We start from the raw sequence: 12,093 nt of genomic DNA, 5'->3' as shown, positions 1-12,093 counted from the left end.
CAACTCATCGGTCATAGTCGGCTCCCAGCGTCGCCAGCATCTCGTCGGACCAGCTCTCGGCGGACCACCGCAGCGTCAGCTCGCCGAGCGGCTCCAGCTGCTCGAACGACAGCGCGGCGTGCCGGTACAGCTCGAGCACCGAGATGAACCGTGCGACCACGACGCCCGGCTCGGTGGAGCCGGCCACCAGCTCGCGGAACGTCAGCGAGGAGGCGGCGCGCAGCAGCGTCACGACGACCGCCGCCTGCTCGCGGATGCTGACCAGCGGCGCGTGCAGGTGATCGAGCCCCACCGAGGAGATCTCCTTGGGCGTGAACGCCAGCAGTGCGAGCGCGGCGAAGTCGTCGGCGCTGAGCGTCCACACCAGCTCGGGCGTCTTCTTCCTGTGCTTCTCCTCGATCGGCACCGCGCGCACGTGCCGGCGCTCCTCGCGCTGCAGGCAGCGCGAGAACCACGCCGAGACCTCCTTGAACGCCCGGTACTGCAGCAGCCGGGCGAAGAGCAGGTCGCGCGCCTCCAGCAGCGCGACGGACTCGGCATCGACCAGCTCGCCCTGCGGCAGCAGCCCCGCGACCTTCATGTCGAGGAGGGTCGCCGCGACGACGAGGAACTCGGATGCCTGATCCAGCTCGTCGTCGCCGTCGAGATCCTTCAGATACGAGATGAACTCGTCTGTGACCCTGCTGAGCGACACCTCGGTGATGTCGAGCTGGTGCTGCGAGATGAGATTCAGCAGCAGGTCGAAGGGTCCGTCGAAGTTCGACAGCGAGACCCGGAAACCGGCTGCTTCGGCGTCCGCCTCGACGGAGGAAACGGAGGGATCTACCTCGTCAGGCGACGGCGCCACGGGACACAAGCTCCCGCGCCAGTCGCAGGTACGCCTGGGCGGCGGAATGCTCGGGCGCGAACTCGGTGATGGGGACGCCCGACACCGAGGCATCGGGGAACTTCACGGTGCGTCCGATCACGGTCTCGAGGACGTCGTCGCCGAAGGCCTCGACGACTCGCTCGAGCACTTCGCGGGAGTGCAGCGTCCGCGGGTCGTACATCGTGGCGAGCACGCCGTCGAGCGTGATCGAGGGGTTCAGCCGGTCGCGCACCTTGTCGATCGTCTCGATCAGCAGAGCGACACCGCGCAGCGCGAAGAACTCGCACTCCAGCGGGATGAGCACGCCGTGCGCGGCGGTGAGCGCGTTGACCGTGAGCAGACCGAGGGAGGGCTGGCAGTCGATGAGGATGACGTCGTACTCCCCCGCGACCTGGCGCAGCACGCGCGAGAGGATCGTCTCGCGGGCGACCTCGTTGACCAGATGCACCTCAGCGGCGGACAGGTCGATGTTGGCGGGCAGCACGTCGAGGTTGTCGACGGCGGAGTGCACGATCACGTCGTGCGCATCGCGCTTGGTGTCGAGGAGCAGGTCGTAGATCGTGGGGATGTCGTGGGTCGGGATGCCCAGGCCGGCGGAGAGCGCGCCCTGCGGGTCGAAATCGACTGCGAGCACCTTGCGTCCGTACTCGGCCAGTGCCGCCGCGAGGTTGATCGACGTCGTGGTCTTGCCCACGCCGCCCTTCTGGTTGCACAGCGCGATGATGCGCGCCGGACCGTGCGAGGTGAGCGGTGTCGGGAGATCGAAGCCGTGGTAGGGACGACCGGTCGGTCCCATCGGGATGTCGTCCTTGGTCTTCTTCGCCACCGGGTCTCCTGCTCGTCGTGCTCGGTCGATTGTATCGATACGGCTCGGCCCGCTCATCCCGGCGCGCCCAGATCGGCGCGTGCGACCTCAGCGCGCCCGTGGATGCGAGGTCGCGTAGACGTCGCGCAGGGTGTCGACCGAGAGGTGTGTGTAGATCTGCGTGGTCGCCACCGAGGCGTGCCCGAGCAGCTCCTGCACCACGCGCACGTCGGCACCGCCCTGCAGCAGATGCGTCGCGAACGAGTGCCGCAGGGTGTGCGGCGACACCTCGGCCGTGATCTGGGCGCGCTCGGCGGCGGCGCGGATGATCAGCCAGGCGCTCTGCCGCGACAGCGGCGCACCGCGTGCGCCGAGGAACAGCCGAGCGGATGCCCGTCCCTTGGCCGCCAGCTCCGGACGCACCCTGGTGAGGTAGGCGTCGACGGCGGCACGCGCGTAGGAGCCGACCGGCACGATGCGCTCCTTGTCGCCCTTGCCGCGCAGGCGCAGCACGTCGCCGTGTGCGAGATCGTCGACGTCGAGCGACACGGCCTCCGTCACGCGCGCGCCGGTGGCGTACAGCAGCTCGAGCAGGGCGCGATCCCTGATGCCGAGCGGCTCATCCGCGCCGGGAGCCGCCAGCAGTCGCTCCACCTGGTCGATCGTGAGGGCCTTCGGCAGCCGGCGCGGCATCTTCGGCGGCCGGATCCGTCCGGTGGGGTCGTCGGGTTCGATGTCCTCCCGGGTGAGGAAGCGATGCCAGCCCCGCACCGAGGACTGCAGCCGGGCGAGGCTGGTCGCGGCGGGCGGGGGCTCGGCGCCGGCACGGTCGGCGACGAACGCCTGCACCACCGACGGCGTGATCTCGGCGGTGTCGTCGATGCCCTGCCCCGCCAGCCACTCGCGATAGCCCGCAAGGTCGCGGCGGTACGCCGCGACCGAATGCTCCGACAGCCCGCGCTCGATCGTGACGTGCCGCAGGTACGCATCGATCGCGCGGTCGAGCTGCACGGCTACTGCCCGGAGGATTCCTGCCGGCGCAGCATCCGCTCGGTCGCCAGCACGCCGATCTGGAGGATACCGTTGTGCATCCGTCCGTCGAGCACCGCATCCACGGCATCCGGCAGCGGAACCCAGGCGACGCGGATGTCGGCCTCCTCGTCCTCGCGATCGTGCGGCTGCGCCGCGCGCGAGACCCCCGTGGCGAGGAAGAGGTGGATCATCTCGTCGTTGCCGCCCGGCGTCGTCCAGGACGAGACCAGGTGCCGCCAGTCGCTCGCGACCAGGTCGGCCTCCTCGGCGAGTTCGCGCCGGGCGGCCGCGAGCGGCTCCTCCCCTGCGACGTCGAGCAGGCCGGCGGGCAACTCCCAGTCGCGGTGCCGGATCGGATGCCGGTACTGCTGGATCAGCAGCACGCGGCCCTCGTCGTCGAGTGCGACGACGGCCACGGCGCCGGGGTGCGCGACGTACTGCCGCACGATCTCACCGTCGCCGTAGCGCACCTGGTCGGAGCGCACGTCCCAGACCCGCCCCTCGTACACGAGGTCGCTCTGCAGCACCTCGGGCTCGAAGGCGTCGTCCGTCAGAGCCTGGGTCCCTGAGCCTGTCGAAGGGCCTGAGCCCGCCTGCGGGTCAGGCGTCGTCATCGCCGAACAGCTCGCTCGAGCGGTGGCGCTCGATGGCCGCGCCGATCAGGCCGCGGAACAGCGGATGCGGCGAGGTCGGCCGCGAGCGCAGCTCGGGGTGCGCCTGGGTGGCGATGTAGAACGGGTGCACGTCGCGCGGCAGCTCGACGTACTCGACGAGGTCGAGTTCGGGGTTCAGCCCCGAGAACACCATGCCCGCGTCTGCGAGGCGGCCGCGGTAGGCGTTGTTGACCTCGTAGCGGTGGCGGTGCCGCTCGGACGCCTCGTCCGAGCCGTACAGCTCCGCCGCGAGCGAGCCCTCCGTGAGAGCGGCCTTGTACAGCCCCAGGCGCATGGTGCCGCCCAGGTCGCCGCCGTCGAGGATCTCGACCTGCTCGGCCATCGTCGCGATGACCGGCTCGGCGGTCTCGGGGTCGAACTCGCTCGAGGACGCACCGGCGATGCCGGCCACGTCGCGGGCGTACTCGATGACCATGCACTGCAGGCCGAGGCACAGGCCGAGGGTGGGGATACCCTGCTCGCGAGCGAACCTCAGGGCGCCCAGCTTGCCCTCGATGCCGCGGATGCCGAAGCCGCCGGGCACGCAGATGCCGTCCAGGTCGGCGAGCGCCTTCTCGGCGCCCTCCGGCGTCTCGCAGGAGTCGGACGGGATCCAGCGGATGTTCACGTGCGTCTCGTGCGCGAAACCGCCGGCGCGCAGCGCCTCGGTGACCGAGAGGTAGGCGTCGGGCAGGTCGATGTACTTGCCGACCAGGCCGATCGTGACCTCGTGCTTGGGGTTGTGCACCGCCTGCAGCACCTTCTGCCAGCGCGACCAGTCCACGTCGGCGGCCTCCAGCCCGAGGCGGCGGACGATGTACGAGTCCAGTCCCTGGTCGTTCAGCGTGGAGGGGATGTCGTAGATGCTGGGCAGGTCGACCGTGTTGATGACGCCGTCGATGTCGACGTCGCACATCAGGGCGATCTTGTTGCGGTTGCTCTCGCTGACCGGGCGGTCGCTGCGCAGCACCAGCGCATCGGGCTGCACGCCGAGCTGACGGAGAGCTGCGACCGAGTGCTGGGTGGGCTTGGTCTTCTGCTCGCCCGAGGCTCCCATGAACGGCACCAGCGAGACGTGCACGAAGAACACGTTGTCCCGGCCGAGCTCATGGCGCAGCTGGCGGGCGGCCTCGAGGAACGGCTGCGACTCGATGTCGCCCACCGTGCCGCCGACCTCGGTGATGATCACGTCGGGCTGCGGATCCTCGGTGGCCTGCAGGCGCATGCGGCGCTTGATCTCATCGGTGATGTGCGGGATGACCTGCACGGTGTCGCCGAGATACTCGCCGCGGCGCTCGCGAGCGATCACCTGCGAGTAGATCTGGCCCGTGGTCACGTTCGCCGCCTGCGACAGGTTGATGTCGAGGAAGCGCTCGTAGTGTCCGATGTCGAGGTCGGTCTCGGCGCCGTCATCGGTCACGAAGACCTCGCCGTGCTGGAACGGGTTCATCGTGCCCGGGTCGACATTGAGGTAGGGGTCGAGCTTCTGCATCACGACGCGCAGACCGCGCGCCGTGAGGAGATTCCCCAGGCTGGCGGCGGTGAGTCCCTTGCCCAATGAGGAGACGACACCGCCCGTCACGAAGATGTGCTTCGTCGTGAAAGTGGTGTCGTCGGACCGCGCGGCTGAGTTCTGCATCACGGGCTTTTATCCTATCAGTTCGGTGCGGTGCTCAGACCGAGAAGTTCCCGGGCGTGCGTGAGTGCGGCATCCGAGTCGGGCAGACCCGACAGCAGACGGGCCATCTCCGCCTCGCGCTCCTCCCCGTCGAGGCGGCGAACGCTCGACGCCGTCACGGCGCCGCCGGACGCCTTGACGACCGTCAGGTGATTCGTCGCGAACGCGGCGACCTGGGCGAGGTGCGTGACCGCGATGACCTGCGCCCTCTCGGCGAGACGCGCCAGGCGCCGGCCCACCTCGATCGCGGCGGCGCCGCCGATGCCGGCATCCACCTCGTCGAAGACGAACGTCGGCACCGGGTCGACGCCCGCGATGACGACCTCGATGGCCAGCATGACGCGGGACAGCTCGCCGCCCGAGGCTCCCTTCGAGACCGGGCGGGGATCAGCGCCGGGGTGCGGAGCGAGCAGGATCGCCACGTCGTCCCGCCCATGCGTGCTCTCGATGCCCGGCGCGACCTCGACCACCAGGCGGGCATCGGGCATGGCGAGGGCGTGCAGCTCCTCGCTGACCGCGGCGGACAGGCGTTCGGCGGCCGCGGTGCGCAGACCCGTCAGCGCGTCGGCTGCGGCATCCACCTCGGCGCGCGCCTGCGCGGCCTCGGCCTGGAGCCGTTCGATCCGGTCGCCGTCGTCGTCGAGCTCGGCGAGCCGTGCGGAGCCGCTCCCCCACAGCGCGAGCGCCTCGTCGAGCGATCCGTGCTGCCTGATGAGGACGCTGAGCGCGGCCCGACGCTCCTCGACGGCGGCCAGCTCATGAGGCCCAGTCTCATCGAGATCGGCGAGATAGCCGGAGAGCTGCAGCGCGAGGTCCGCGGCACGGTATCCGAGGTCCTCGAGCGCAGTGCCGATCTCGGTGAGCTGCGGATCCGTCACGCGGTCCAGTGCGCGGCGGGCCTCGGAGATCAGGGCCGAGACGTCCGGCTCGCCCTCCTCGCTCGAGATCGCCCCGCGGGCGACGGATGCCGCCACCCGCAGCTCCTCGGCGTTGGCGAGGCGCTCGGCGCGCTCGTTCAGCTCGCGATCCTCTCCGGGCTGCGGGTCGAGGGCCTCGATCTGTGCGAGGTCCTCGCGCAGCCTGGCCGCCTCCTCTGCGCGGCGGTCGCGGTTCTCGACGAGATCGGCGATCTCGGCGTCCAGCGCACGCCAGCGGGCGAACACGGCGCCGTAGGTGCCCAGGGCGTCGGCGACCGCATCGCCGCCGAACCGGTCCAGGGCGTCGCGCTGCGCGGCGGCCGAGCGCAGCCGCAGCTGGTCGGACTGTCCGTGCACGACGACGAGTTCCTCCGCGAGCGACGACAGCACGCCGGCCGGCGCAGCACGGCCGCCGACACTGGCCCGACTGCGCCCCTCGGTCGTGAGAGTGCGCGACACGTACAGTTCGGCGGAGTCCCCGGCCGGCTCGAGCTCTCCCCCGGCGTCGGTGACGATGTCGGACACCGCACCGTCGGGGGGCACGACCCAGACGCCGGCGACGGATGCCTGCGAGGCGCCGGCGCGCACGGCGCCGGAATCGGCACGGGCGCCGAGCAGCAGTCCGAGCCCGGTGACGACCATGGTCTTGCCCGCTCCGGTCTCGCCGGTGATGGCGGTGAACCCGGCGCCGAGCGGCAGCACGGCGTCGTCGATGACACCGAGACCGCGGATGCGCATCTCCTCGATCATCGGCCGCCTCCCCGCCATCCGGCGACGGGCAGCTGGAACTTGCGCACCAGCCGGTCGGTGAACGGGATCGGATGCAGGCGCGCGAGGCGCACCGGACGCGACGACCGGCGCACGACGACCCGCGCACCCGGAGGCAGTTCGTGGGAGCGCCGGCCGTCGCACCACAGGATGCCGGTACCGGAGGTCGACTCGAGCATCTCGATCGCGACGGAGGCCTGCGGGCTGACCACGAGAGGGCGGGCGAACAGGGCGTGCGCGGAGAGCGGCACCACGGCGATCGCCTCGACGCCGGGCCAGATCACCGGGCCGCCCGCGGAGAAGTTGTAGGCCGTGGACCCGGTCGGCGTGGACACCACCATCCCGTCGCATCCGTAGCTCGTCAGCGGACGGCCGTCGATCTCGACGACGACCTCGACCATCCGCTCCCGGCTGGCCTTCTCGACGGTCGCCTCGTTCAGCGCCCAGGTGTCGTAGACGACCTCTCCGGCGGCATCCTTCACGCGCACCGACAGTGCGAGGCGCTCCTCGACCTGGTAGTCGCGGTCGATCACACGGCGGACAGCGTCGTCCATGTCGTCACGCTCGATCTCGGCGAGGAATCCGACATGGCCCATGTTGATGCCGAGCACCGGCGCACCGGAGTCGCGGACCAGTTCGGCGGCACGCAGGATGGTGCCGTCGCCCCCGAGCACGATCGCGAGCTCGAGTCCGTTCACGTCTATGTCGGCGCCGACCGTCGCCACCTCGGCGAACCGCGGGTCGACGGCGGTGAGCTCGATGTGGTCCTCGGCCGCGAGGACGGGCCGGGCGCCCGCATCGCGCAGCGCTTCGATCACGCGCATGGCGGCGGCGACGGTGTCCTCCCGGTGCGCGTGAGCGACGACCAGGATGTTCCGCTCGTTCATCGTCCTCCTGCCAGTTCCGCGATGCGCTTCGTCCATTGTGTCGGATCATCCCCGCCCGCGCCGAGGTGCAGGAGGTACTCCGCGTTGCCGTGCGTGCCGAGGATCGGCGACGGCAGGATGCCTCGGACGCCCAGCCCCGCGTCCCACGCGCTCCAGGTGATGCGCTCGACGGCGTCGACGCGCGTGGTCGGGTCGGTGACCAGTCCGCCTCGGACGGCGGTCCGACCGACCTCGAACTGCGGTTTGACGAGCAGCACGACATCGGCGCCCGGCGCCGCGACCTGCACGACGGCGGGGAACACGTGCTCGAGGGAGATGAAGGAGAGGTCGCCGGTGATGAGGTCCGGAACAGCGGACTCGCCCGTCGCCTCGGCGAGGTTCTGCGGCGTCATGTACCGCACGTTGTACCCCTCGACGGAGGTGACTCCGGGGTCGGCGGCGACGGAGGCCGCGAGCTGCCCGTGACCGACGTCGACCGCGAGCACGCGTCGCGCTCCACGCTCGCGAAGCACCTGCGTGAATCCGCCCGTCGAAGCGCCCATGTCGAGCGCGAGACGGCCCTGCACCGGGATGCCGAAGCCGTCGAGCGCGGCGATGAGCTTGTGCGCCCCGCGGCTGACGTAGTCGTCGGCACCGTCCACGGTGATCTCGGCGTCGTCGGAGACGGGTGTCGACGCCTTGACGACGGGACGCCCGTCAATCCGCACCCGGCCCTCGCTGATCAGCGTGGCCGCGTGCGAGCGCGAGCGCGCCAGTCCTCGAGCGGCCAGGGCCGCGTCGAGGCGCGTCACCGTTCCCCGGCGGGGCTGGGCCGCTGCTCGGTCTTCGGAGCGCTGTCGAGCCGCTTCATGAGCTCACCGTGAAGCGCGGAGTACGCGTCGGCACGATCGGAGAGGGGCTGCCCCTCGATCAGACGCAACCGGCTCCAGAGCGCGTCGGCCGGCTCGTCTGACCGGTTGGGCGCGGCGGGATCGTGCATCTCCCCAGCCTAACGCGGGCTGCGGACGGCGCCCCGGCGCCGCTCGGAAGTGTGGACAATGCCGTTGAGGCGGCGAGAACGCCGCCCGATGACCGGGCGACCGCAGGACGACGAAGACCGCCCGGAGAGATCAAGGACGGTGGAACGGGTCCGCGTACAGGCGCTCGGGCACCTGGAACACGTAGATCGCGGCCCCGCTGGCCCAGATGGCCGCGGCGCCCGCGCGCAGCAGATCGATCTGCCTTTCGCCCTCGGAGAGGATCTCGACCTCCGCCCCTGCGACCCGCACGGCGGCGCCGTTCACATGGAACACGCCGTCCTTCTGCACCACTTCCGGGTAGGGTTCGTGCAGTTCACGCAGGTCACTGAGGATGTACGTCGGCCGCGAACCCTCCGGGGCGGCGAGCACATGCTTCGGCCGGTCGATGCCGGTGAGCACCAGCGCCGAATCGATGCCTGCACGGTTCGCACCGAGGATGTCGGTGTCCAGACGGTCGCCGAGGAAGAGGGCGTTCTCCGCCCCGAAGCGTGCGAGCGCCTCTTCGAAGATCGGCGTCTCGGGCTTGCCGGCGACGGTCGAGAGACGGCCGATCGCGGTGTGCACGGCGGAGACGAGCGTGCCGTTGCCCGGAGCGACGCCGCGCTCGCGCGGGATCGTCCAGTCGGTGTTCGTCGAGATCCACGGGATGCCGCCCTCGTCCTCGGGCACCTTCAGCGCGAAGGCCGCCTCGGCGAGATCGGTCCAGGCCACGTCGGGGGCGAAGCCCTGCACGACGGCGCTCGGCGCGTCCTCGGCACTGCGGGTGACGGCGTACCCGGCCTTCTCCGCCTCGACGACGAGCCCCTCCCCGCCGACGATGAGGATCGTCGCAGGCGGCGGGACCATCGTGGTGAGCAGGCGCATCGCCGCCTGCGGGCTGGTCACGACATCGCGGGGACGCACATCGAGCCCGAGGTCGCGCAGGTGCCCGGCGACATCCGCGTCGGTACGGGACGCGTTGTTCGTGATGTACCCGAGCCGGATGCCGGCCGCTGCGCGGTTCAGGCTCTCCACGGCGTGCGGCAGCGCACCGGGACCGGCGTACACGACGCCGTCCAGGTCGGCCAGCACGGCGTCACGGCCGTCGAGAGGAGTCGCGGTGATCGGGGCGCTCTTGCGGAACAGCCCCATCAGGCCTTGCCCTCGTCATCGGCGCGTTCCACGGACGGTGCGTCCGGTGCCTCATCGACGCCGGCCTCCATGAGGATCTCCGCCACCTCGGCGGCGACGTCGTCGGACTTGCCTGCAGAGGCGGCAGGGACGTCAGGGGCGGCAGAGACGGCAGGCTCAGCGTCAGGCTCAGCGTCAGCGTCGTCGACCTCGGTTCCGGCATCGGCGGGTTCGCCGGTGGCCTCCTCGCGTGCGCCGTCGGCATCGTCCACGTCCGTGACGGCGTCGTCGGACTCGCCGGCGACGTCCTCGTCGTACTCGTCGTCGTCGAAGTCCTCGATCAGGCCGTCCTCGACGATGACCTCGTCGTGCTCGGCGGATGCGGCGCCCAGGGCATCGGCCGCGGCCTCGGCGCGTTCTGCCCAGAACTCGGCCTCGTCGGTGCGTCCGAGGTCCTCGAGCACGGCCGCACGGGCCGCGAACAGCGCCGGGCTCCACTCGAAGGCGCGATCGGGGTCGAGTTCGGGGATCTCCAGTTCGCCGAGGGCAAGTTCGAGCTCACCACGGTCCAAGCGGGCGCCAGACATCGCAATGGCGAGGGCGACGCGCACCTCAGTGGGCAGCGCCGTACGGTCGACGCCGCGGCCCTCCTCGAGGGCACGGTCGGGGCGTCCGACACCGCGCTCGCTGTCGACGATCAGCGCGATCTGGTCCTCACGTCCCGAGATGCGACGGTAGGTGCGCAGTTCGCGCAGGGCCAGAGCGAAGTCACCGATCGCGTACGCCGTGATGGCGACGGACTCGCGCACGACGGGGATGCGGCCGGCACGGCGCGATGCGGCGAGGGCGTGCTCGTGGGCGAGCTGCGGGTCCTCGTCGATCAGGCGGGCAGTCATGGCCAGGTGGCGCGCCACCCGCTCCGCGTTCTCCATGCTCAGCGTCTTCAGCTCGTTGCGCGCTGCCGGGTGCAGGTCTCGAGGCGTGATGTCGTCAGGAAGCTGCGGTTCCGGCACACGCTCGCGAACCGGTGCGTAGGGGTTGTACTCCCGCTCGGAACCACCTCGCTGCGACGTGTGGGACCGGCGATCGCCCCCTTGGCCGCGATCGTCACGGCGGCGGTCGTCGCGCTGCGGGCGGTCGTTCCGGTACGGACGGTCGTTCCGGTCAGGGCCGGTCTCCACCACGGGAGTCGTCACGCTTGTACGGACGGTCACCCTGCGAGCGGTCGTTCCGGTAGGGCCGGTCTCCACCACGGGAGTCGTCACGCTTGTACGGGCGGTCGCCACCGCGCGAGTCATCGCGCTTGTACGGGCGGTCGCCGTGCGGACGGTCGTTCCGGTACGGACGGTCGCCACCGCGCGAGTCATCGCGCTTGTACGGGCGGTCACCCTGCGGACGGTCGTTACGGTACGGACGGTCACCACCGCGCGAGTCATCGCGCTTGTACGGGCGGTCACCCTGCGGACGGTCGTTACGGTACGGACGGTCACCACCGCGCGAGTCATCGCGCTTGTACGGGCGGTCACCCTGCGGACGGTCGTTACGGTACGGACGGTCACCACCGCGCGAGTCATCACGCTTGTACGGGCGGTCACCCTGCGGACGATTGTTGCGGTCAGGGCCGGTCTCCACCACGGGACTCGTCACGCTTGTATGGGCGGTCGCCCTGCGAGCGGTCGTTGCGGTACGGGCGGTCACCCTGCGGACGGTCGTTGCGGTACGGACGGTCACCCTGCGGACGGTCGTTCCGGTACGAACGGTCGCCACCGCGAGAGTCATCACGCTTGTACGGACGGTCACCCTGCGGACGATCATTCCGGTACGAACGGTCGCCACCACGGGAGTCATCACGCTTGTACGGACGGTCACCCTGCGGACGATCATTCCGGTACGAACGGTCGCCACCACGCGAGTCATCACGCTTGTAGGGACGGTCCCCGCCCTGGGAGCGATCACCGCGGTGCGGACGATCTCCCGAACCGTTGCGGTCGTCTCGACGCGAGCCGCTGCGGTCGTGCCCCCCTGAGCGCGGCGTCCGGCCGGCCGCATCGGAGTACGAGCGCTTCTTGCCATTCGAGGAGCCAGAGCCAGAGCGCGATGAATCCCCGCCCTCGCGACGATTCTGCTGTTCTTCCGACATTCTGACTCCCTGTTTGCTTGTTAACGCAAGATGGCCACCCAACCCTGGGTGGCCATCTTGCTTAGAGGAGTTCGGCGGTGTCCTACTCTCCCACAGGGTCCCCCCTGCAGTACCATCGGCGCTGTGAGGCTTAGCTTCCGGGTTCGGAATGTGACCGGGCGTTTCCCTCACGCTATGGCCGCCGAAACACTATTGACGTTTCAAGCAACATCACAC

Annotated in this window: 12 protein-coding genes and 1 rRNA gene; all 13 read right to left on the bottom strand. The window is 70.4% G+C overall.

All coding sequences use genetic code 11. The annotated features are described in order from the left end of the window. Positions 1 to 4: 4 nt before the first annotated feature. The 13 genes from L2X99_RS03205 to rrf all read right to left on the bottom strand — a co-directional run bounded on the left by L2X99_RS03205 (position 5) and on the right by rrf (position 12,063). Entirely contained in the window at positions 5 to 847 is an 843-nt protein-coding gene (locus L2X99_RS03205; RefSeq protein ID WP_236125104.1) for a segregation and condensation protein A, read from the bottom strand. After that, the gene (locus L2X99_RS03200) at positions 831 to 1,664 is read right to left on the bottom strand and encodes a ParA family protein (RefSeq protein WP_236126916.1); all 834 of its coding nucleotides are present in this window, start codon (positions 1,662 to 1,664) and stop codon (positions 831 to 833) included. The genes L2X99_RS03205 and L2X99_RS03200 overlap by 17 nt, the downstream gene beginning before the upstream one ends. A gap of 117 nt (positions 1,665 to 1,781) precedes the next feature. After that, complete coding sequence (xerD, locus tag L2X99_RS03195; protein ID WP_236125105.1) at positions 1,782 to 2,684, bottom strand: site-specific tyrosine recombinase XerD; 903 nt, start codon at positions 2,682 to 2,684, stop codon at positions 1,782 to 1,784. A 2-nt stretch (positions 2,685 to 2,686) separates the two neighbouring features. Continuing rightward, positions 2,687 to 3,319: an NUDIX domain-containing protein gene (locus L2X99_RS03190; RefSeq protein WP_236125106.1), complete on the bottom strand. Its 633-nt coding sequence runs from the start codon at positions 3,317 to 3,319 to the stop codon at positions 2,687 to 2,689. Continuing rightward, entirely contained in the window at positions 3,306 to 4,997 is a 1,692-nt protein-coding gene (locus L2X99_RS03185) for a CTP synthase (RefSeq protein ID WP_236126917.1), read from the bottom strand. Before L2X99_RS03185 ends, L2X99_RS03190 begins: the two co-directional genes overlap by 14 nt. Positions 4,998 to 5,014: 17 nt before the next feature. Then, entirely contained in the window at positions 5,015 to 6,703 is a 1,689-nt protein-coding gene (gene recN, locus L2X99_RS03180) for a DNA repair protein RecN (protein ID WP_236135623.1), read from the bottom strand. Further along, positions 6,700 to 7,608, bottom strand: a complete 909-nt coding sequence (locus L2X99_RS03175; RefSeq protein ID WP_236135622.1) for an NAD kinase — start codon at positions 7,606 to 7,608, stop codon at positions 6,700 to 6,702. Before L2X99_RS03175 ends, recN begins: the two co-directional genes overlap by 4 nt. Further along, positions 7,605 to 8,399, bottom strand: coding sequence for a TlyA family RNA methyltransferase (locus tag L2X99_RS03170; protein WP_236125107.1), 795 nt, complete (start codon positions 8,397 to 8,399; stop codon positions 7,605 to 7,607). Before L2X99_RS03170 ends, L2X99_RS03175 begins: the two co-directional genes overlap by 4 nt. Then, positions 8,396 to 8,587 (bottom strand): hypothetical protein, encoded by a 192-nt coding sequence (locus L2X99_RS03165; RefSeq protein ID WP_236125108.1) that lies wholly within the window; start codon positions 8,585 to 8,587, stop codon positions 8,396 to 8,398. Before L2X99_RS03165 ends, L2X99_RS03170 begins: the two co-directional genes overlap by 4 nt. Before the next feature lie 130 nt (positions 8,588 to 8,717). Continuing rightward, the gene (locus tag L2X99_RS03160; protein WP_236125109.1) at positions 8,718 to 9,758 is read right to left on the bottom strand and encodes an HAD-IIA family hydrolase; all 1,041 of its coding nucleotides are present in this window, start codon (positions 9,756 to 9,758) and stop codon (positions 8,718 to 8,720) included. Further along, positions 9,758 to 10,933, bottom strand: a complete 1,176-nt coding sequence (locus L2X99_RS03155) for a hypothetical protein (RefSeq protein WP_236135621.1) — start codon at positions 10,931 to 10,933, stop codon at positions 9,758 to 9,760. Before L2X99_RS03155 ends, L2X99_RS03160 begins: the two co-directional genes overlap by 1 nt. Beyond that, positions 10,902 to 11,384 (bottom strand): hypothetical protein, encoded by a 483-nt coding sequence (locus L2X99_RS03150; protein ID WP_236135620.1) that lies wholly within the window; start codon positions 11,382 to 11,384, stop codon positions 10,902 to 10,904. Before L2X99_RS03150 ends, L2X99_RS03155 begins: the two co-directional genes overlap by 32 nt. Before the next feature lie 562 nt (positions 11,385 to 11,946). After that, a 5S ribosomal RNA gene (rrf, locus tag L2X99_RS03145) occupies positions 11,947 to 12,063 on the bottom strand. Positions 12,064 to 12,093 lie beyond the last annotated feature (30 nt).

Origin of the sequence: Microbacterium sp. KUDC0406 (genome assembly GCF_021582875.1) — a bacterium.
Classification (GTDB): domain Bacteria; phylum Actinomycetota; class Actinomycetes; order Actinomycetales; family Microbacteriaceae; genus Microbacterium.
This window is presented reverse-complemented; position numbering and strand designations above follow the sequence as displayed.